Origin of the sequence: Mycobacterium asiaticum (assembly GCF_001668675.1) — a bacterium.
Classification (GTDB): Bacteria; Actinomycetota; Actinomycetes; order Mycobacteriales; family Mycobacteriaceae; genus Mycobacterium; species Mycobacterium asiaticum_D.
In genome coordinates this window covers 34,666-53,585 of record NZ_LZKQ01000011.1, presented here as the reverse complement: position 1 = coordinate 53,585, position 18,920 = coordinate 34,666, and the positions used below count along the sequence as shown (strand labels likewise).

The 18,920-nt window shown below is 67.9% G+C and carries 21 protein-coding genes; 9 read left to right on the top strand and 12 right to left on the bottom strand.

All coding sequences use genetic code 11. From position 1 onward, the window contains the following. Positions 1–4: 4 nt before the first annotated feature. Positions 5–868 carry a LysR family transcriptional regulator gene (locus tag A9X01_RS01105; RefSeq protein WP_065118895.1) on the bottom strand — a complete coding sequence of 288 codons (864 nt, stop codon included), beginning with the start codon at positions 866–868 and terminating at the stop codon, positions 5–7. Between the two features lie 96 nt (positions 869–964). Here A9X01_RS01105 and A9X01_RS01100 point away from each other — a divergent pair, with 96 nt between their 5' ends. Further along, positions 965–1,378, top strand: coding sequence for a tautomerase family protein (locus A9X01_RS01100; RefSeq protein WP_065118894.1), 414 nt, complete (start codon positions 965–967; stop codon positions 1,376–1,378). Then, positions 1,375–2,346 (top strand): NAD(P)H-dependent flavin oxidoreductase, encoded by a 972-nt coding sequence (locus A9X01_RS01095; RefSeq protein ID WP_065118893.1) that lies wholly within the window; start codon positions 1,375–1,377, stop codon positions 2,344–2,346. The genes A9X01_RS01100 and A9X01_RS01095 overlap by 4 nt, the downstream gene beginning before the upstream one ends. Here the strand turns inward: A9X01_RS01095 and A9X01_RS01090 are convergent. Together A9X01_RS01090 and A9X01_RS01085 are read right to left on the bottom strand one after the other, a co-directional pair. Continuing rightward, positions 2,343–3,788, bottom strand: a complete 1,446-nt coding sequence (locus A9X01_RS01090; protein ID WP_065118892.1) for a class I adenylate-forming enzyme family protein — start codon at positions 3,786–3,788, stop codon at positions 2,343–2,345. The genes A9X01_RS01095 and A9X01_RS01090 overlap by 4 nt on opposite strands. A gap of 7 nt (positions 3,789–3,795) precedes the next feature. Continuing rightward, positions 3,796–4,578, bottom strand: a complete 783-nt coding sequence (locus A9X01_RS01085; protein WP_253848855.1) for a hypothetical protein — start codon at positions 4,576–4,578, stop codon at positions 3,796–3,798. Positions 4,579–4,663: 85 nt separating this feature from the next. Here A9X01_RS01085 and A9X01_RS01080 point away from each other — a divergent pair, with 85 nt between their 5' ends. Both A9X01_RS01080 and A9X01_RS01075 read left to right on the top strand, forming a co-directional pair. Further along, positions 4,664–5,290, top strand: coding sequence for a nitroreductase family protein (locus tag A9X01_RS01080; RefSeq protein ID WP_065118891.1), 627 nt, complete (start codon positions 4,664–4,666; stop codon positions 5,288–5,290). A 66-nt stretch (positions 5,291–5,356) separates the two neighbouring features. Further along, positions 5,357–5,869 (top strand): Rv1352/Rv1906c domain-containing protein, encoded by a 513-nt coding sequence (locus tag A9X01_RS01075; protein ID WP_065118890.1) that lies wholly within the window; start codon positions 5,357–5,359, stop codon positions 5,867–5,869. A 139-nt stretch (positions 5,870–6,008) separates the two neighbouring features. On the opposite strand, the gene A9X01_RS01070 is transcribed toward A9X01_RS01075, so the two are convergent. From A9X01_RS01070 to A9X01_RS01060, 3 genes are all read right to left on the bottom strand, one after another. Next, entirely contained in the window at positions 6,009–6,431 is a 423-nt protein-coding gene (locus A9X01_RS01070) for an anti-sigma factor antagonist (protein WP_036360135.1), read from the bottom strand. Positions 6,432–6,606: 175 nt separating this feature from the next. Then, complete coding sequence (locus tag A9X01_RS01065; RefSeq protein WP_065118889.1) at positions 6,607–7,002, bottom strand: phage holin family protein; 396 nt, start codon at positions 7,000–7,002, stop codon at positions 6,607–6,609. 23 nt (positions 7,003–7,025) lie between these two features. After that, complete coding sequence (locus A9X01_RS01060) at positions 7,026–8,093, bottom strand: amidohydrolase family protein (RefSeq protein WP_065118888.1); 1,068 nt, start codon at positions 8,091–8,093, stop codon at positions 7,026–7,028. Between the two features lie 154 nt (positions 8,094–8,247). Here A9X01_RS01060 and A9X01_RS01055 point away from each other — a divergent pair, with 154 nt between their 5' ends. After that, on the top strand, positions 8,248–9,510 hold the full coding sequence (locus A9X01_RS01055) for a sialate:H+ symport family MFS transporter (RefSeq protein WP_155771856.1): 1,263 nt from the start codon (positions 8,248–8,250) through the stop codon (positions 9,508–9,510). 219 nt (positions 9,511–9,729) lie between these two features. Here A9X01_RS01055 and A9X01_RS01050 read toward each other — a convergent pair whose 3' ends face one another. Beyond that, positions 9,730–11,013, bottom strand: coding sequence for a competence/damage-inducible protein A (locus tag A9X01_RS01050; RefSeq protein WP_495524968.1), 1,284 nt, complete (start codon positions 11,011–11,013; stop codon positions 9,730–9,732). A 45-nt stretch (positions 11,014–11,058) separates the two neighbouring features. Here A9X01_RS01050 and lipJ point away from each other — a divergent pair, with 45 nt between their 5' ends. Then, entirely contained in the window at positions 11,059–12,435 is a 1,377-nt protein-coding gene (lipJ, locus tag A9X01_RS01045) for a bifunctional lipase/adenylate cyclase LipJ (RefSeq protein WP_065118886.1), read from the top strand. On the opposite strand, the gene A9X01_RS29615 is transcribed toward lipJ, so the two are convergent. Beyond that, the gene (locus A9X01_RS29615) at positions 12,432–12,758 is read right to left on the bottom strand and encodes a hypothetical protein (RefSeq protein ID WP_155771855.1); all 327 of its coding nucleotides are present in this window, start codon (positions 12,756–12,758) and stop codon (positions 12,432–12,434) included. The genes lipJ and A9X01_RS29615 overlap by 4 nt on opposite strands. A gap of 80 nt (positions 12,759–12,838) precedes the next feature. On the opposite strand from A9X01_RS29615, the gene A9X01_RS01035 reads away from it, so the two are divergent. Continuing rightward, entirely contained in the window at positions 12,839–13,333 is a 495-nt protein-coding gene (locus A9X01_RS01035; RefSeq protein WP_065118914.1) for a macro domain-containing protein, read from the top strand. A gap of 9 nt (positions 13,334–13,342) precedes the next feature. Here A9X01_RS01035 and A9X01_RS01030 read toward each other — a convergent pair whose 3' ends face one another. Then, a complete protein-coding gene (locus A9X01_RS01030) occupies positions 13,343–13,648 on the bottom strand; it encodes an MTH1187 family thiamine-binding protein (protein ID WP_065118884.1) in 306 nt (101 codons plus the stop codon). A gap of 32 nt (positions 13,649–13,680) precedes the next feature. Here A9X01_RS01030 and dtd point away from each other — a divergent pair, with 32 nt between their 5' ends. Further along, positions 13,681–14,112, top strand: a complete 432-nt coding sequence (dtd, locus tag A9X01_RS01025; protein ID WP_065118883.1) for a D-aminoacyl-tRNA deacylase — start codon at positions 13,681–13,683, stop codon at positions 14,110–14,112. A gap of 17 nt (positions 14,113–14,129) precedes the next feature. Then, positions 14,130–15,032, top strand: coding sequence for a class I SAM-dependent methyltransferase (locus A9X01_RS01020; protein ID WP_065118882.1), 903 nt, complete (start codon positions 14,130–14,132; stop codon positions 15,030–15,032). On the opposite strand, the gene A9X01_RS01015 is transcribed toward A9X01_RS01020, so the two are convergent. From A9X01_RS01015 to A9X01_RS01005, 3 genes are read right to left on the bottom strand one after another with little or no spacing between them, the layout of a single operon-like run. Next, positions 15,016–15,936: a carbon-nitrogen hydrolase family protein gene (locus A9X01_RS01015; protein ID WP_065118881.1), complete on the bottom strand. Its 921-nt coding sequence runs from the start codon at positions 15,934–15,936 to the stop codon at positions 15,016–15,018. The two genes, A9X01_RS01020 and A9X01_RS01015, sit on opposite strands and share 17 nt — an antisense overlap. 25 nt (positions 15,937–15,961) lie before the next feature. After that, positions 15,962–16,987: a zinc-binding dehydrogenase gene (locus A9X01_RS01010; RefSeq protein WP_065118880.1), complete on the bottom strand. Its 1,026-nt coding sequence runs from the start codon at positions 16,985–16,987 to the stop codon at positions 15,962–15,964. 5 nt (positions 16,988–16,992) lie between these two features. Further along, positions 16,993–18,918, bottom strand: coding sequence for a flavin-containing monooxygenase (locus tag A9X01_RS01005; protein WP_065118879.1), 1,926 nt, complete (start codon positions 18,916–18,918; stop codon positions 16,993–16,995). Positions 18,919–18,920: the final 2 nt, after the last annotated feature.

Here is an 18,920-nt window from a genome sequence, read left to right as displayed (position 1 = left end):
CGATTCAGTCGCGTTCGGCGACGGCCGCCTCCACGAAGCGGCGCAGGCTCGCATTGCGATGCCGGGGCAGAAAGACCAGGGTGACCGGACTCGGCGGGGCTCCGCGCAGCGTGATGAACCGCACCCCGGGATGGATGTTGCGCCGGACGGCGACATCGGGAATCACGCCCAGACCGCGGTCGGCCGCGACCGATTCGATCCACTCGTCGAAATTCAGTGTCTCTACGATCTTTTCGGGCCCTTCGCCCACCGGCCAGGACCACGGACCGGTGGTGCCGCTGGTGGTGTTGACCACGAGCGGGAACCGCGGGATCTCCCGCCACTCCAGCTCCGATCGCTCCGCCAGCCGGCTGTGCACCGAACACACGGCGACGCGTGATTCATCGAACAGATGAACCACGCGTACGGCGGTCGACTCGACCTGCCCCCGCACCACAGCAACGTCGACCTTGCCCTTCTCGACCGCGGCAAGCGCATCGTCGGTGCGCACCAGGGTCACCGTGGTTCCGGTGGTGCGCTCGAAACTCGCGACCGTGCGCTGTGCCCAGGGATCGGGCAGCAGCCAACTGAACCCCAGCCGGATGGTCGCCTGTCGCCGCAACGCGCCGAACCCCCGCTCCAGCTCGGCCAGGACCCGCTCGACGTATTCCAGAAACGTCCGTCCGGCCCGGGTTGTCTCCACGCGCCGTGAGGTGCGGTCGAGCAGCGTGACGCCGAGCGCGTCTTCCAGTTGGGCGATGGTGCGGCTCAGCGCCGGCTGGGTGATGTTGAGTTCGTCCGCGGCCCGGGTGAACGACTTGAGCCGGGCCACCGCCTCGAACACCCGCAGGTGACGCAACTCAACGCGCCCGCTCTGCACACCACTCATGCCTGGCAAGCATAGATGCGCCACAGCAGGCATTTCACCACCGGTATTGCGCGCGTCGGTCTCGACGTTGCCTCAGACATCAGGAAGGGGAAAGCAATGCCACTGGTATACATCGACATCGTCGAGGGGCGGACGCCCTCGGAGGTTCGGGTGCTGTTGGACGCCATCCACGAGGCCGTGGTCGAGGCGTTCGGAGTGCCACAGCGCGACCGCTATCAGGTGGTGCGCAGCCATCCCGCCCACGAGATCGTCGCGCAGGACACCGGTCTGGGCATCGATCGCACCGGCGCCTTGGTCATACTGCACGTGGTGAGCCGGCGCCGACCACGCGAGCTCAAGCAGAAGTTCTATGAGCTGGTGGCGGCCAAACTCGTCGACCGATGCGGCCAGGATCCGGCGGATCTGATCGTGTCGATAACCGAAAACGACGACGAGGACTGGTCTTTCGGGCACGGCCGGGCGCAGTTCCTCACCGGTGAGCTGCAGTTGGCGAAGGAGAGCCGCTCATGACGCTGAACACCCGTCTCACCGATGTGCTCGGCATCGAGCACCCCATCCTGCTAGCGCCGATGGCTATGGTGTCGGGTGGCCGGCTTGCCGCGGCGGTGACCGCCGCCGGCGGCCTCGGCCTGATCGGCGCGGGCTACGGCGATCCGGACTGGTTGCAGGCAGAGATGCAGAACAGCCAAAAAGCCCGTGTCGGATACGGGTTCATCACCTGGGCATTGGCGCGTCAACCCGAACTGCTGGATACCGTGCTCGCGCAGCAACCCGCCACGGTCATGCTGTCGTTCGGTGACCTCGCGCCGTTCACCGCACGCATTCACGACGCCGGGGTCCCGGTGACGGCGCAGGTACAGAACCTTGCCCAGGCGCGCAGCGCCCTGACCGCCGGTGCCGACATCATCGTCGCCCAGGGTGGCGAGGCGGGCGGACACGGAATGAGCGCCCGGTCGACCTTCACCTTGGTCCCCGAGGTGGTCGACCTGGTCGCCGAACGCTCACCTCAGACGCTGGTGGTGGCAGCCGGCGGTATCGCCGATGGCCGGGGCCTGGCGGCGGCGCTGACCCTGGGCGCCGACGGGGTGCTGGTCGGCAGCAGGTTCTGGGCGTCTCCGGAGGCGTTGGTCTCGCCGCGGGCACAGCAGCGGGCGCTGCAGGCCGGCGGCGACGACACCATCCGTACCCGCGCCTTTGACCTTGTGCGACAACGGGAATGGCCGCCGGAATACGATCTGCGGTTGGTGACCAACGCACTCATCCGCCGGTGGCACGGCAACGAGACCGAGCTGCAGAGTCGGTTGCCCGAGGTGGTGGCTGCGTATGAGCGAGGTGTCGCCGCCGAGGATTTCGACGTCGACACGGTGCTGGTCGGCGAGGCCGTCGGGGTGATTCACGACATCCGTCCGGCCGCCGACATCGTGGCCGGCATGGTCGCAGACGCCGCGCGAATCCTCAATCGCGGCAACGAAAGCTAGGAAACACCCGCGATCAGCGCGGCGAGCTGACCGCGATTGACCTTGCCCGTCGCGTTGTAGGGGATGCTGTCGACGATGGCCAGCTTCTCGGGCAACTTGAAATAGGCGATCCGGGCCCGGCAGTGCGAGCGCAACTCCTCCAGCGTGACCGCCGTCCTGGCCACGATCGCGGCGCCCACCCGCTGGCCCAGTTCCTGATCGGCGATGCCCGCCACCGCGACGTCGCTGACCGCCGGGTGGGACCGCAGCGCCTCCTCCACCTCGATCGGCCCGAACTTCTCGCCGCCGCGGTTGATCGTGTCGCGCAGCCGGCCGGTCGGGAAGATGTAGCCGTCCGCGTCCCGGCGCCCCAGGTCGCCGGTGCGCAGCCATCCCGGCACGGTGTTGACCGGGGAGTTGACCCACAACTCCCCCACCGCACCCTCTTCGACGTCCTCGCCGGTGTTGGGATCGACCACGCGCACCTCGACGCCGGGCAGTGGCCGGCCCACCGATCCCGCCCGCGCCGGATCGTGATGATCCTCGGGCAGCAGGTTGGCATACGTCCCGAGGGTCTCGGTCTGACCGAAGACGTTGGTGAAGGCGACCTGCGGCAGCGCGGCCACGGCGCTGCGCATCAACGTAATGGGCGCGGCCGCTGCCCCGTAGGTGATGGCGGCCAGTGAGGACAGATCGGTGGTGGCGAAATCCGGATGCTCCAGGATCCGGTGCAGCATCGTCGGCACCAGGAACATCCCGGTCACCCGATACTGGGACACCAGGCGCAACCACTCCCCGGCGTCAAAACGTTTCTGCACCACCAGGGTGTTGCCCGAGTAGAGGCTGGCGAGCAGTCCCAGTGAGCCGCCGACATGGAAATAGGGGACGCACATCATCACCGCCACCGCCGGCGTGTCCACCGCGAAGGGCCGCGAGGTGCGCTGCAGCCGGGCCTCAAGTTGCCGGTTGCCGATCTCGACGGTCTTGGGCAACCCGGTGGTGCCGCTGGTGAACAGGATCATCGCCGCGGAGTCGGCGGAGTCGGCGGCCGGCTCGGGCGCCGCCGCTGCGCGGTCCTCGAGGAGGTCGGCGTCCGTCAGCACCGTCGGTACCCCGGCTTCTGCGAGCCGGTCGGCATACGCGGCCCCGGCCACCGCGACGCGCAAGCAGCCGGCGTTGTCCATCAGCGCCCGCAGCTCGCCCGGTGTCAGCGCCGGATTCATCAGCGCCGCCGCGGCACCGATGCGCGCCGCCGCAAGCAGTGTCGCGATCGAGAGCACACCGGCGGCGTCGACAACGGCGACCCGGTCGCCGGCAGTGATGCCCCGGTCGGCCAGGCCGGTAGCGCAGCGACGGACCGCCGCGCCGAGTTCGCCATAGCCGACCGGACGGTCGTCGATGATGAGCGCGATGCGCTCCGGATCTTGCGCCGCGGCGGCGTCGATGATCGTCCCGATATTCATCCGTGCCTCAGTAGAGCGGGGACCACGTCGAGGTGCGCAGCAACCGGCTGGTCCACTGATCGCGCAAGTCCAACGCGTCGTGCAGCCAGGTCCCGGGCACGCGGTACTCCGCCGGGATATGCGTGCGCAGCAGATCGAGCAGCGCTTCGGGGCGGCTGATGCGTTGCATAAGGATCACCTCCCGGCGCAGATGACTGCCCAGCGCCGGCTGGAAGGACGCGTGCATCTTCAGCATGGACGACGGTTGTTCCAGGGAGCGCGCATACACCTCGCCGCAGCGCACGATGTACTCCTCGAATTTGTCCTCGTAGGGCCACATGGTGTCCTCCATGTAGAGGCTCATGTCGTGCTCCCGGCCGTCGACCGGCACCTCGTCGAACGACACTTCCAGCATCGGCGACCACGGCAGCGGCACCAGCAGCTTTGCGTCCACCTCGTGGCGCAGTTCGTCCGTGTGGCGCATCCAGTCCCGCAGATCACCCCGCTGGACCCGGTGGGTCAACCGCTCCCAGGCGGCGCCGTCGCGGACCGCGGTCACGGTGATAACGGTGTATGCGGGGCCGCTGCCGTGCGCCTGGTTGGTGTACCAGAGCAGGCGGGCCTCGTCGCCGTCGGCGAGCATGGGCATCCAACCGTCACGGAAGGCGGCCTCGAAATCGTCCTCGGCGCGGCCGCGCACCGTGTGTACTTCGTGCATGAACAGCAACGCCCAGACCTCTTTCCGCGGCGCTGCCTTGCGAACGCACGCTTTCTGCCAGCACGGTAAACCGGCGCGGTTCATCCTGTCCATGTGCGGCTAACGCTCGCGTCAATAGCCGGGCTTTCTCGATCGCGCGCGATCGGTAAATTCTGAGCGGACGGCGAAAGGGCACGGAATGGACATCGCTTCAGTCGACAAATTGCTGACCACCACGCGGGCGGTGCGCAAACGCCTCGACCTGACCCGGCCGGTCGGTCGGGAGGTCATCCTCGAGTGCATCCGGCTGGCGATGCAGGCGCCGACCGCCAGCAACGCCCAGGATTGGCGCTGGGTGGTGGTGACCGACCCGGGCAAGCGCGCCGCCATCGCCGAGATCTACCGCAGCGTCGGCGCCGAGTATTTGGCGCAGGCCGCCGCCACCGCGACCGATCCGCAGACTCAGCGCGTGTACCGCAGCGCGCACGCCTTGACGGACACGCTGGCACGGGTGCCGGTGCACGTAATCCCGTGTTTGCTGCAACCCATCGATGACAGCAACCGGTTGGTCGCCGCGTCGGCGTGGGCCTCGATCATCCCGGCCGGCTGGAGTTTCCTGCTCGCCCTGCGGTCCAGGGGCCTGGGCTCGGTGTGGACGACGATGCATCTGGCCAGGGAGCGAGAGGTCGCCGACGTGCTGGGGATTCCGCCCACGGTCACGCAGGCCGCCCTGTTCCCGGTGGCCTACACCATTGGGACCGACTTCCGGCCCGCGGCACGGCCGCCTGCCGAGTCGATCACGTTCTGGGATGAGTGGGGTGGCTGACGAAGTCCTATGCCGTTCGCCATCTGGACTGACACCATGCCGTGCGTGGCGGTACCCTGGTTAGTTATGCGCTCTAAGGAAAAAGCTCGCACGGTGTGGCGGGTCGGCGCCGCGGCGCTGATGGTCGCCGGCTGGGCCGCATCCGTAGGCGTCGCTGCGGCCGATCCCGACCCTGCTCCTGCTCCCGCCCCGGCTCCGGCCCCGGCCGGGTCACCGGCCCCGGCCCCTGCGGCGGCACCCAAGACGACCATGGACCACGACGGCATCTACAACGTCGGAACGGACATCGCCCCGGGCATCTACAGCTCCGCGGGCCCGGTCGGCGACGGTACCTGCTACTGGAAGCGGACCGGCAACCCCGACGGCGCGCTGATCGACAACGCGATGACGAAGAAGCCGCAGGTGGTGCAGATCGAGCCCACCGACAAGACGTTCAAGACGAACGGTTGCCAGCCCTGGCAACCGTCGGCGGACGCGCCTCCGCCCGCCGCTCCCGGACCGGTCGCGGGGGCTCAGCTGCAAACCAGCCTCGGCATCCTCAACGGCCTGCTCGGGCCGAACGGCCAGCACGTCCCTTAACGACTCGTGTCGGAGACTCGATGCGGCCGCTGTTCGGTCAGCGCGTTGTCTTCCCCCATTCGCAGCGAGTGGTCTGCGGGCGGCATCAACATCCCGGACAGGTGCGGCGCGCTTGGTCAGCGAGGAGGGCGGAGGCGGTTCAGGCCGGCGGCGCCAACGCGTTTTCGACGTTGGAGTACATGGGCAGCAACCGGCGTAATCCGCACGCGGCGATGGTGCGGGCCACGATGGGTTGGTTGCTGACCAGCCGCAGATTCACCCCGCGGCGACGGCAACGCACCGACTCCTGCGCCAGCACCGCATAGGCACAGGACCCTAGGAAATCCAGCTCGCGGATGTCGATGACGAACGGGCCGGGCGCGATGGCGATGGCAGAGCTCCTGCTCACCAACCGCTGCCACACGACCTCATTGCTGGCATCGATATCACCGCCGACATGGATGACGACGGCCGACCCGGTGCACTCGGTGACCGCCCGCAGACCACTGTTCGGATCAGCAAGTTGCGAACTTAGCCGCGTGCTCCCGGGACCGGGCTTCGATCCGATCGCGACAGTGTTCATATTCCGCGTTATCCCGTCGTCGTGGGGGTTATCTTCGTCGTACCGAGAGACAGCGTAGGTGTTTGCCGGTCGTCAGATGCGGTCTTCGAAAGCACGGACTTAATTAGCATATGTGTAATTGGGCCTGACAACATAGGGAGTCGGGGCGAAATTTCAGAGTTACTTCACTGCGAATTCAATGCCCGCGCCCAGCTCGGCGGCTGGCCAGCGACAGCACCCAACTGACGATCGACAACAGGATGGCCGCCCAGATCGCGGTCCACCAGAAGTGATCGATCTGCAGTCCCCAATGAGTGGTGTGCTCGGTGATGCGGGCGGTGATCCACAGCATCAGTGCGTTGACGACGATGTGGAACAACCCGAGGGTCAGGATGTACATCGGAATCGACAAGATCTGAACCACCGGTTTGACGATCGCGTTCACGAATCCGAACAGGACCGCGACGACGAAGATGAGTCCGATCCGCTGCACTACATTGTCCCCGCCGACGAAACGCATTCCGGGCACGAAAAGAGTCACCACCCATAACGCAAGACCGGTGAAGGCCGCGCGGACCAGAAAAGGCACCATGCGCCGATCCTGCCACCGGGTGCTCAGTTCAGCTGGTAGAAGCGCTGTGCGTTCAGTCCACCGATCTTTTCGCGGGATTGTTCGCTGATGTCCGACCGGTGGCGCAGGTGCTTGGTGCTTTCCGGCCATTCCCCGTCCCAATGCGGGTAGTCACTGGCGAACATGATGAAGTCGTCGCCCAGGACGTCGATTACGCCGGGCAGGATCGGCTCCTCCGGTTCACACGTCACCCAGATGTTGCCCGCCCGCAGGTACTCCTGCGGGTCGCGTCGCCAACCCCGCTCGATCCAGTCGCCGCGCTTCTCGTAGTGCTCGTGTAGGCGGTCGATGAAGAACGGCACCCACCCGGCGCCGGCTTCCAGGAAGGCGACCCGTAATCGGGGATACCGTTCGAAGACACCGCCGGACACCAGCGCGGTCATCGCGGTCATCTGGTCGAACGGGAAGCTGATGCAGTGCACCTGGATGTAGTTGGTGAACCGGTCCACGCCGATCTTGGGCAGGTGCACGCCCGGCGCGCCGTGAATGCCCAGCGGCATCTCGAGGTCGACGGCGGCGGCGTAGAACGGGTCGAGGTCGGGATGGTCGAGGTTGCGGGCCTTGAGCGCCGGCGGCACCAGCGTTGCGACCAGTCCCAGGTCCTTGGCCTCGGCCATGATGTCGATGGCGACCTGCCCGTGCTCGATCGGGGTCACGCCCACCCCCCGTAGCCGGCCGTTGGTAGGTGCACAGAAGTCGGCGATCCACTCGTTGTAGAGCCGCGCGAATCCGGCTGCGAACGCCGGGTTTTCCAGGCTCGGCGCGCACAGGCCGAGGCTGGGATAGAGCACCATGGTGTCCAGTTGATCGCGGTCGGCGTCGCCCAGCATGCCCTCGGGCGTCGCGCAGTTGAGACCGGTCGCCTTGGTGATGCCGTGCTCGACGGGGCAGCCGGCGCCGGGACCCTCGTCCTCGGGGTAGCGACGCCCTTCGATCACCAACCGGGGCCGCTCGCCGCCGCTGAGCGCCACATGCTCTGGCCACCGCTTGAGCATCTCCATCGCCAGAGTGGGATTCTCGGCGACATGCCCGTCGGCGTCGATGATGCGCATGTAAGCGGAACATACTCGCCCGTCGCGCGGATGGGGGCGTCGAACGTGCGCCTTACGGCGGCGCGAGTGCGTTTCAGCTACCTGGGGCCCACGTTCGGCGCACACTGTGCGCGCCACGCTCGCGGTATCGCTGCGGGTAGGCCAGGATGCTCAGGTGAGTAGACAGCGCCTGACCAGCGACCAGCGCAATTCGTTTGTCGCGGCGTTCCTGGGCTGGACGATGGACGCGTTCGACTACTTCATTGTGGTACTGGTCTACGCCGACATTGCCGAGACGTTCCATCGCTCCCGAACCGAGGTCGCGTTCGTCACGACGGCCACCCTTGCGATGCGGCCGGTGGGGGCGTTGTTGTTCGGGTTGTGGGCCGACCGCGTCGGCCGGCGGCTGCCTCTGATGGTGGACGTGGCCTTCTACTCGATCGTCGGATTCCTCTGCGCGTTCGCGCCGAACTTCACTGTGCTGGTGATACTTCGGCTGCTCTACGGCATCGGCATGGGCGGCGAGTGGGGGCTGGGCGCGGCGCTGGCGATGGAGAAGGTTCCCGCCGAGCGTCGCGGGTTCTTTTCGGGCCTGCTCCAGGAGGGTTACTCGCTCGGCTACCTGCTGGCCACAGTGGCGTCGCTGGTGGTGATGAACGGCCTGGGCCTGTCGTGGCGCTGGTTGTTCGCGCTGAGCATCATCCCCGCCTTCATCAGCCTGATCATCCGGTACCGGGTCGAGGAATCCGAGGTCTGGGAGGCCGCGCAGGATCAAATGCGGCTGACCAAGACCAGGGTTCGTGACGTGCTGCGCGAGGCGAAGGTGATCCGGCGGTTCTTCTACCTGGTCCTGCTGATGACTGCGTTCAACTGGATGAGCCACGGCACGCAGGACGTCTACCCCACTTTCCTGAAGGCGACCACCGACCACGGGGCCGGCTTGTCCAGCGCCACCGCCCGCTGGATTGTGGTGGCTTACAACGTCGGTGCGATCATCGGCGGGCTGGTCTTCGGGACGCTGTCGCAGCGGCTCGGCCGCCGCTACACCATCGTGTTCTGCGCCGTGCTGGGGCTGCCGATAGTGCCGTTGTTCGCCTATTCGCGCACGGCCGCGATGCTGTGCCTGGGGTCGTTCCTGATGCAGGTCTGCGTGCAGGGCGCGTGGGGTGTGATCCCCGCGCACCTCACCGAGATGTCACCGGACGCCATCCGCGGTTTGTACCCCGGGGTGACCTATCAGCTCGGCAATCTGTTGGCGGCGTTCAACCTGCCCATCCAGGAGCACCTGGCCGAGACACACGGCTACCCGTTCGCGCTGGCGGCGACCATCGTGCCGGTGCTGGTCATGGTCGCGGTGTTGACGCTGATCGGCAAGGACGCCACCGGGATTCGGTTCGGCACCGCCGAGACCGCGTTCCTGCCGGACGACGCGCGTTAGCGTCTCCCCTCGTCGAGCGTCACGCCAGAGTGGCGGTGGGCGCCGAGCGTCACGCCAGCGTGACGTAAGGGTGCGACGAAGGCGGTGGGCGCCGAGCGTCACGCCAGCGTGACGTAAGGGTGCGACGAAAGGCGGTGGGCGTCGAGCGTCACGCCAGAGTGGCGGTGGGCGCCGAGCGTCACGCCAGCGTGACGTAAGGGTGCGACGAAAGGCGGCGAGCTAGTCGCGCAGCAGCCGTAGCAGCAGGTGCATCGCCACCGTGGTGGAGCGTTCCCGCACGTCGGACCGATTGCCGGGCAGCCGCAAGGTCCGGGTGACGGATCGGCCATCGCCCAGCGCCACGGTGAAACAGACTGTGCCGACCGGCTTTTCCTCGGTTCCCCCGCCGGGGCCGGCGATTCCGGTGATCGCGACCGCGGTGTCGGCGTCGAAGCGCTTGAGGGCGCCGGCCGCCATCGCCTCGGCAACGGGCTCGGACACCGCGCCGTGCTGCTCGATCAGGCCGGCGTCGACACCGAGCAGTTGCACCTTCGCCTCGTTCGAGTAGGACACCACGCCGCCGGCCACATAGTCCGACGAGCCCGGCCGTTCGGTCAGCCGCGCCGCCAGTAGTCCCGCGGTGCAGGATTCCGCGGTTGCGATTCGACGGCCCGCCAGCAGCCCGGCCACCAAATCATCGACCTGCGAACCGTCTTCGGAGAACACCTTGTCGCCGTGCCGGTCGCGCAGCAGCTGGGTCAGCTGCGCGTAGGTATCGGCCGCGTCGGGCTCATAGCGGGTCACGATCTCCAGCTCGCCGCGCCGCAGACAGGTGGTGATCTCCAGCGCCCCGAAGCCGTCAATGGCGGTCTCGGCGTCACGCAATGTCTCGGCCAGGCCCGACTCGGGCAGCCCGAACATCCGCACCATCTCCTGCCGGTACACCGTCCGGCCGGCGATCGCCTCCTGTACCCCGGGCGTCTCAATTGCCTTGCGCCACATCGGTTGTAATTCGCGCGGCGGACCCGGCAGCACCAGCACCGCCGGCTTGCCGGGCACCACCACACCCGGCGCGGTCCCGACCGGGTCGAGGATCTGTGAGCCGACCGGCACCATCGCCTGTTTGCGGTTGGCCGTGCGTACCGACTCGAAATTGCCGGGCTCCAGCAGGGCGGCGAATGCCGGGTTGCGCGCCATCATGGACTTGAGGATCTCGGCGATCCGGTTCTCCAGCTCGTCGTCCAGGACCAGCTCGCGCCCGCAGAACCGGGCCACCACCTCGACCGTCATGTCGTCGGCGGTCGGGCCCAGTCCGCCGCTGGTGATGATCAGATCCACGCCCTGGTCGGCCATGAATCGCAGCTGCGCCTCGATGTCGTCGGGGCGGTCACCGCAGATGGTGATGTGCGCCAGTTCAACGCCCAATTCGAGGAGCCGATCGGCGATCCAGGGACCATTGCGGTCCTGGACGCGGCCGGTGAGAACTTCGGTGCCGGTGACGACGATGCCTGCGCGTGCGCTCACCGTCATGAGATTACGCAGACCAGCGGTTGGGGTTAGCCTGAGCCCGTGGTGCAGGCTCCGCGTACCCGGTACGCCAGGTGCGGCGATGTCGACATTGCTTATCAGGTACTCGGTGAGGGTCCAACGGACCTGCTGTTGCTGCCGGGACCATTCGTGCCGATCGACTCGGTGGACGACGAGCCCGGGCTGTACCGCTTCCACCGACGCCTGGCATCGTTCGCCCGGGTGATCAGGTTCGACCTGCGCGGGGTCGGCCTCTCCTCGCGCACCCCGGCCGCCGACCTGCTGGGCCCGCGGTTCTGGGCCGAGGACGCGATCGCGGTGCTGGACGCGGTCGGTTCCGAGCGCGCGACGGTCCTCGCGCCCAATTTCCATGCGATGACCGGCCTGGTGCTGGCCGCCGACTACCCGGAGCGGGTGAGCAACCTGGCGGTGGTCAACGGCACAGCGCGGTCGCTGCGGGCACCCGACTACCCCGTCGGCGCCGACCCGCGCCGGCTCGACCCCTACCTCACCGTCGCGCTCGAGCCCGACGCGGTGGAACAGGGTTTCGACGTGCTACGCATCGTCGCGCCGTCGGTTGCCGATGACGACCGGTTCCGCTCGTGGTGGGACCTGGCCGGTAACCGGGCCGGCCCGCCCAGCATGGCGCGGGCCGTGGCGCTGGCGTTGGCGGAGGCCGACGTGCGGGAAGCGTTGCCCCGCATCAATGTGCCGACACTGATCCTGCACCGGACCGGGGCGATCTTCATTCCCGTCGGGCAGGGTCGCTATCTCGCCGAGCACATCGCGGGATCACGGTTCATCGAGTTCCCGGGCGCTGACGTCCTGTACTGGGTCGGCGACGCCGGATCGATGCTGGATGAGATCGAGGAGTTCGTCACGGGCGTGCGCGGCGGGGCAGCCGCCGAACGCGTGCTCACCACCATCATGTTCACCGACATCGTCGGATCGACCCGGCGCGCAGCCGAACTCGGCGACAACCGCTGGCGTCATCTGCTCGACAACCATGACTACATCGTGCGCCACGAGATCCAGCGGTTCGGCGGTCACGAGGTGAACACCGCCGGCGACGGATTCGTCGCGACGTTCACCAGCCCGAGTGCGGCGATCGCCTGCGCCGACGCCGTCGTGGCCGCCGTGGCCGTGCTGGACCTGGAGGTGCGGGCCGGCATCCACGCGGGCGAAGTGGAAGTGCGGGGCATTACCAAGATCGACGTCGCCGGCATGGCCGTGCACCTCGCCGCCCGGGTCGCGGCCCTCGCGGACGGCGGTGAGGTGCTGGTGTCGTCCACCCTGCGCGACATCGTCACCGGCTCCGGGCACGTGTTCGTCGACCGCGGCGAACACACGCTCAAGGGCATTCCCGGCCAGTGGCGGCTGTATGCCCTGGACCGCAGTCGGCCGGCAATCAGCCCCTAGGTGCTGGGACTGCCTTCTTGGCCGGGTATCCCCGGGTCGACCAGGCCGCCCCGTTCCTCCTGCTTGCCGGGCTGTCCGGGTTGACCGGGCTCGCCGGGCTGACCCGGCTGACCAGGCTGTCCCGGTTGACCAGGCTCGCCGGGTTGACCCGGTTGACCGCCGGCACCCGGTGCACCGCCGGGCCCGCCGGCACCGCCGTCACCGCCGCGGCCGCCGTCACCGCCGCGGCCGCCGTCACCCCCGCGGCCGCCGTCACCGCCGCGGCCGCCCTGGCCGCCGGCCCCGCCGGCTCCGCCCGCTCCTCCGTGACCGCCTTCGGTCATCTACCGCCTCCTGTCCAGCCGTCCGCTCTGTTTCGGCCTCACGCTACGCGCAGCGAGACAATGAACCCATGAATGTCCCGATGATCGAGCTAGCGGTGTTGCAGGCGGACGTGACCAAACTCGAGGTCGACGCGATTGCCAACGCGGCCAACACTCAGCTGCGCCACGGGGGCGGAGTGGCGGCGGCGATCTCCCGCGCGGGTGGACCGAACGTGCAGCGCGAGTCGAACGAGAAGGCGCCGATCGGGCTGGGCGACGCGGTCGAGACCACCGCGGGCGCCATGCCCGCCCGGTATGTGATTCATGCGGCAACGATGGAGCTTGGCGGTCCGACCTCCGCCGAAATCATCACGCGCGCAACAATTTCAACGTTGCAGAAGGCGGAAGAGCTGGGTTGCCGGTCGCTGGCTTTGGTGGCATTCGGCACCGGCGTCGGGGGCTTCCCGCTGCCGGACGCGGCGCGGCTCATGGTCGACGCCGTCCGCGGCCACCGGCCCGGCTCGTTGCGGAGCGTCGTCTTCGCCGTGCACGGCAACGAGGCCGAGCGCGCGTTCACCGCCGCAGTGCAGGCTTAGTCAGCAGGCTCAGTCAGCCGACAGATAGCGCTCGACGGATGCCACCTTCTGCGTCATCGCGTCGGTGACCCCGGTCCGCGAGTCCACCTTGATCACCGTGCTGACCCGGGGGGCGCGCGCGGCCACCGCCTCGACCGCCCGCTGCACGACGGCCATCACCTGCTCCCAGCTGTCCCCTTCGATCACGGTGAACATCGAATCGGTGTTGTTGGGCAACCCCGAATCACGCACCACTCGAACCGCTTCGGCGACCAGCTCGCCGACGCCCTCCCCCACGCCCAGTGGGGTCACCGAAAACGCGACCAGTACCGACACCCGTCTACTGTCGCATGGCACCATCGAGACCCATGCGGCTTCTGGTGCAGCGGGTCTCCTCGGCGTCGGTCTCGGTCGCCGGCGAAGTGGTCGGCGAGATCCGGCCAGCCGGTCAGGGCCTGCTGGCATTCGTCGGTGTGACGCACCGCGACGAACCGGACCACGCCCGCCGGCTCGCCGAAAAGCTTTGGAAACTAAGGATTCTCGACGACGAAAAGTCCGCCTCCGACGTCGGGGCGCCGATTCTGGTGGTCAGCCAATTCACCCTGTACGCCGATACGGCCAAGGGCCGGCGCCCGTCGTGGAACGCTGCGGCCCCCGGCGCGGTCGCCGAGCCCCTGGTGGCGGCCCTCGCCGAGGCGCTGCGCCGGCTCGGAGCGCAGGTCCAAACGGGGGTGTTCGGCGCGCACATGCAGGTTGAACTGGTCAATGACGGCCCAGTAACGGTCCTACTGGAACTCTGAAGGGTACGTTCAGCTTTATGACGGAATACGGTTCGCTTCGCTCCGACGACGACCAGTGGGACATCGTCAGCGGCGTCGGCTACACCGCTCTGATCGTGGCCGCCTGGCGTGCGTTGCACGCCATCGGTCAGCAACCGTTGGTGCGGGACGACTACGCGAAACTGTTCATCGAGGCGTCGGCGGACCCGTATCTGAACGGCCTGCTGGCCAATCCGGGAACCTCCGAGCACGAGAGCGCCTTTCCGCGGCTCTACGGCGTGCAAACGCGCTTCTTCGACGAGTTCTTCGGCGCCGCGTGCGAAGCCGGGATCCGGCAGGCGGTGATCGTCGCGGCCGGGCTGGACTCCCGGGCATACCGGCTCGATTGGCCCACCGGGACAACCGTTTTCGAGATCGATCTGCCCAAGGTGCTGGAATTCAAGACCCAGGTGCTCGGCGAGCACGGCGCGCGGCCCAAGGCGGAGCGCCGCGAGGTGGCGGCCGACCTGCGCACCGACTGGCCCGCGGCGTTGGTCGCGGCCGGTTTCGACCCGCAAAGTCCGAGCGCGTGGTCGTTGGAGGGCCTGCTGCCCTACCTCACCAGCAAAGCTCACCAGGCGCTGTTCGCCGGCATCGGCGAGTTGAGCGCACCGGGCAGCCGGCTCGCCATCGGCGCCCTGGGTTCCCGGCTGGACCACGATCAGCTGGCCGAGCTGGAGGAATCGCACCCCGGGGTCAACGTGGCGGGCGATATCGACTTCTCGTCGTTGACATACGAGAACCCGACCGACCCGACGGATTGGCTGGTCGCGGACGGATGGGCGGTCGAGCCGGTGCGCAACACACTCGACCTGCAGGTCGGCTACGGGCTGACGCCACCCGAGGTGGACATCAAAATCGACAGCTTCATGCACTCGCAATACGTCATCGCGACCCGCTGACGTGGCGACGGTAGTACCGGCGGCCGTGTAGCCGCTGGTAGTGCCACACTGCGGCGGGCAGCGCGCCGCGTCGATGCAGCCAGAAGCCGGCGGGCACCTCGGCCCGCGGAGTGCGCCGCCCGACCTCGACCTCGGCGACGACGATGCCCTCGCCGTCGGCTCCGTCGCGGCAGCCCAGCACGGTGCCGTCGGCCGCGACGATCAACGTGCCGCCCTCGAAGCGACCCGCGTAACTCATTGGTAGCCAAGGCATCCGGCACTGTAACGAGCCCGCGTGCGCAGCGTGCAGGACGGGCGCCCCGATGTAACCGGCGAACGATGCGGCGGCTTTGCGCGCGGTCGCCGCGTTGCGCGCCTCCAAGCGGCGAAAGCCGCCTTGCGGCCACCAGTCCGGAATCGACCACCACCCCGATCCGGTCATCGCCAGGTCAACGCGGCCACGCAGCCGGCGCGCGGTCTGCCCGCGCATCAGTTCCCAGCACACCGCCGCGCCCACCGTGATCTCACCGGTCTCGATCACCCCGTCGTCATCACCGCCGACGTAGAACGCGTTCTCCCACATCGTCGGCAGGTCCTTGTCGTGGCGACCGGCCAACCCCTCCGGCGTGACGAGCAGGTACGCGTTGCGGACGTCTCCGTCGGTATCCCGGATCAGCAACGAGCCGCCGATCATCACACCGTGTCGCCGCGCGAGTCCAAGGAGAAGTTCGGTGGCCTTCCCGTCGGGCGGCTGCGCGGCGTCGGCGAGTTCCGGCCAGAAACCGATTCCGGTGGTGAAGAACTCCGGCAGCGCGATCGTTTCGGCGCCCGCGGCGACCGCCTCCTCCGTGAGACGCTCGACGATGGCCAGGTTCGCGTCGACATCGGCCGGCACGGCCTCGAGCTGTATTGCCGCACAGCGCATGGGGCCATGCTGCCACAGCCGACCACTACGGCGTGAGCAGGATTTTCACGTCGTCACCGGACCGGGCCGCGGCGGTTGCATACGCCTTGGCCGCGTCGTCGAGCGGCAGCGTAGTGGTGAAGATGCCGTCGACGTCCAGTCGTCCAGACTGCAGCAGCGGGATCAATTCCGCCCAGGTGCGCTGCACGGGTGCCGTGGTCATCCGCAGCGTGATGCTGCGGATGAGGGTCATCAGGGCGGGAAACGGGAACGGTTGCAGATCATGCACGCCGACGACGGATACCGTGCCGCCGGGTCGCACCGCCGACAGTGCGTCGGTCATGGAGGCGTCGGTGCCGACGGCGTCGATCACCGCGTCCGCACCCCGGCCGCCAGTCGCGGCCAGCACCGCTTCGGTGGCCGGCGAGGGCACCGGCGTCGCACCCCAGTCGGCCGCGCGCCGCAACCGCCCCTCGACGCGGTCCACGGCGAAAACCGTTGCGGCACCTTGCAGGAAAGCACTACGCAGGGCGCACAGCCCCACCGCCCCCAGGCCGATCACCGCGACCGTGCCGCCGTACGGGATGTCGGCGCGCTGCGCCGCCGCCCAGCCGGTGGCCAGGTTGTCGGTGAGCAGTAGCGCCTGCTCGGTGCTGATGCCCTCCGGGATCTTGCGCACCTGGAAGTCGGCGGCGTGCACCGCCAGCAGGTCGGTCTGGGCGCCGGGCAGCACCCCGCCGCCGAAGATCGTCAGGCCCGAATGGCACATGACCGGGTCGTTGGTGGCGCAGCCTGGACACGTGCCGCAGCCGGCGACCGACGACACCAACACCTCGTCGCCCACCTTGACGGTGCGCACCTCCGACCCGGCCTCGACCACGGTGCCGATCGCCTCGTGACCCAGAGCCACCGGCTCGGCCATCGGGTAGTCACCCTCGTAGAAGTGCAGATCGGACCCGCAGATGCCGGCGGCGCGGACCGCGACGATCACACCGTCCGGACCGGTGAGGCCGGGATCCGGACGCTTGTCCACCCGGATGCTGCTGGGCCCGTCGACGACAACTGTCCGCATATAGCTCACTTCTCCTGTCGCACAATGAAATCGGACCAGTCCGGTGTACGCACCGCGGCCCAGTACTCGTTGAGACGCCATGGGCTGACCGTGTGGATCTCGCCGTCGGCGTTCTTGAAGTAGGAGTGCTTGACCGCGGGATGTGACCAGACCATCTTCTTGATCTCGGTCTGCGTGCGCCGGTGCCATGCGGCGGTGGCCTCCGGTGTGGGCTCGAGCTCAGCGATCCGCTCCTCGGCCATCCGCTGCAGGCACAGGTTGACGTAACGCATCTGCAATTCGGATTGGAAGATCAGGCTGCCGCCATGGGCCAGGTGGGTCCCCGGCCCGTAGATGATGAACAGGTTGGGGAAGCCGGGAACGGTGATGCCCAGATGGGCGTGCGGTCGGCTCCCCCACACTTGGTGCAGGTCAATTCCGTTGCGGCCGAGGATCTTCAATGGCCACAGCACGTCGGTGTGGCGGAAACCGGTGGCGTAGACGATGACGTCGGCCTCGTGTTGCACGCCGTCCTCGGTGACGATGCCGCGCGGCGTGATGCGCTGGATCGGAGTGCGGACCAGTTCGACGTTGTCGCGTTGCAGTGTCTGCAGCCAGCTTCCGTTGTCCTGCAGTGTGCGTTTCCCGGTGGCCGGATAGTCGGGCATCACCTTGCTCAGCAACTCGTCGTCCTCGCCGACCTGGCTGGTGATCCAGTGGCTGAACATCATCCGGGCGGCGGCGTTGATGTCGCTGACCGCGTAATCCTGGTCGGCGTAGTCGGGATCGCTTCGAGCGGCGTCGAGTCCCTTGTCGGCGCCCGGCCACAACAACAGGAACCGGTACCACCGGCCGTAGAACGGCAGATGCCGCATCGCCCAGCGCACGCCGTCGCCGACCTCGTCGTGATACATCGGGTTCGGGAACATCCACTGCGCGGTGCGTTGGAACACCGTCAAACGCTCGACGCCGGCAGCGATCGCGGGCGCAATCTGAAACCCGCTCGCGCCGGCGCCGACCAAAGCGACCCGTTTGCCGGTCAAGTCGACGGAGTGGTCCCAGGCCGCGGAGTGGAACGACGGCCCTTCGAAGGTGTCGGCGCCGTCGAAGTCGGGCAGGTACGGCCGGTTCAGCTGGCCGACCGCGGTGATGACCGCTCTGGCCCGCACCGTGCTGGTGTGGCCTTCGGGTCCGCGCAGTGCGACCGCCCAATGGCCGTCCTGCCATTCGGCAGAGAGCACCTCGGTGCTCCACCGGACGTGCTGGGTCAGATCATGGTTGGCCAGCACCGAGGTGAAGTACCGCTGCAACTCGGGCTGTTCGGCAAAGAAGTGCGTCCAGTCGTTGTTGGGTTCGAAGCTGTAGCAGTAGAAGTGGTTGGCGACGTCCACGCGGGCGCCGGGATACCTGTTCTCCCACCAGGTTCCGCCGGGCCCCGCGTTCTTCTCGACGATGGTGAACGGAATGTTGGCCTGCTTGAGCCGCAGACCCGCCAGGATGCCGGATTCGCCGCATCCGACGACGAGGACGGAAAGGTCCGCCGTGCTCTCCGGCGACAGTGCCACCGGACGACGGGGGTCGACACCCTCGAGGTCCATCTCCTCGAGGGCCAACGGCAGGTAGTCATCGGGCACGCGCTCGCAGGCCGTCCAGTCCAGCATCTCCCTGATCAACTCGGCGCTCAGAGGTGCGGGCTCGGGGCATCCGCGGTCGCGGTAGTCGGTGATCACGGTAAGTGCTTCGGCCCGGGCCCGGGCCTTGTCCTCCTCGGACATGAAACCCTGCACCTCGTTCAGGAACACACCCAGTTGCTTGTAATCGCGGATGAACCGCGGGTCACCGGTGATGTGCACCAACGACAGCAGCAACGTCGGGATGCTGACCTCCTCCAGCGCGGCGGCGATCTCCGATGTCGGGGTCGTGAAGGGTTGCCCGGCGTACCGGCTGCGCATCG

Excerpts from the sequence above, each read along its gene's own strand:
- A9X01_RS01080 (WP_065118891.1), top strand. The coding sequence starts at position 4,664 with ATGGACATCGCTTCAGTCGACAAATTGCTGACCACCACGCGGGCGGTG.
- A9X01_RS01095 (WP_065118893.1), top strand. The coding sequence starts at position 1,375 with ATGACGCTGAACACCCGTCTCACCGATGTGCTCGGCATCGAGCACCCC.
- A9X01_RS29615 (WP_155771855.1), bottom strand. The coding sequence starts at position 12,758 with ATGACCGAAGGCGGTCACGGAGGAGCGGGCGGAGCCGGCGGGGCCGGC.
- A9X01_RS01100 (WP_065118894.1), top strand. The coding sequence starts at position 965 with ATGCCACTGGTATACATCGACATCGTCGAGGGGCGGACGCCCTCGGAG.
- A9X01_RS01105 (WP_065118895.1), bottom strand. The coding sequence starts at position 868 with ATGAGTGGTGTGCAGAGCGGGCGCGTTGAGTTGCGTCACCTGCGGGTG.
- A9X01_RS01005 (WP_065118879.1), bottom strand. The coding sequence starts at position 18,918 with ATGCGCAGCCGGTACGCCGGGCAACCCTTCACGACCCCGACATCGGAG.
- A9X01_RS01075 (WP_065118890.1), top strand. The coding sequence starts at position 5,357 with ATGCGCTCTAAGGAAAAAGCTCGCACGGTGTGGCGGGTCGGCGCCGCG.
- A9X01_RS01035 (WP_065118914.1), top strand. The coding sequence starts at position 12,839 with ATGATCGAGCTAGCGGTGTTGCAGGCGGACGTGACCAAACTCGAGGTC.
- A9X01_RS01065 (WP_065118889.1), bottom strand. The coding sequence starts at position 7,002 with ATGGTGCCTTTTCTGGTCCGCGCGGCCTTCACCGGTCTTGCGTTATGG.
- A9X01_RS01085 (WP_253848855.1), bottom strand. The coding sequence starts at position 4,578 with ATGGACAGGATGAACCGCGCCGGTTTACCGTGCTGGCAGAAAGCGTGC.
- A9X01_RS01090 (WP_065118892.1), bottom strand. The coding sequence starts at position 3,788 with ATGAATATCGGGACGATCATCGACGCCGCCGCGGCGCAAGATCCGGAG.
- dtd (WP_065118883.1), top strand. The coding sequence starts at position 13,681 with ATGCGGCTTCTGGTGCAGCGGGTCTCCTCGGCGTCGGTCTCGGTCGCC.
- A9X01_RS01010 (WP_065118880.1), bottom strand. The coding sequence starts at position 16,987 with ATGCGGACAGTTGTCGTCGACGGGCCCAGCAGCATCCGGGTGGACAAG.
- A9X01_RS01070 (WP_036360135.1), bottom strand. The coding sequence starts at position 6,431 with ATGAACACTGTCGCGATCGGATCGAAGCCCGGTCCCGGGAGCACGCGG.
- A9X01_RS01060 (WP_065118888.1), bottom strand. The coding sequence starts at position 8,093 with ATGCGCATCATCGACGCCGACGGGCATGTCGCCGAGAATCCCACTCTG.
- A9X01_RS01015 (WP_065118881.1), bottom strand. The coding sequence starts at position 15,936 with ATGCGCTGTGCGGCAATACAGCTCGAGGCCGTGCCGGCCGATGTCGAC.
- A9X01_RS01020 (WP_065118882.1), top strand. The coding sequence starts at position 14,130 with ATGACGGAATACGGTTCGCTTCGCTCCGACGACGACCAGTGGGACATC.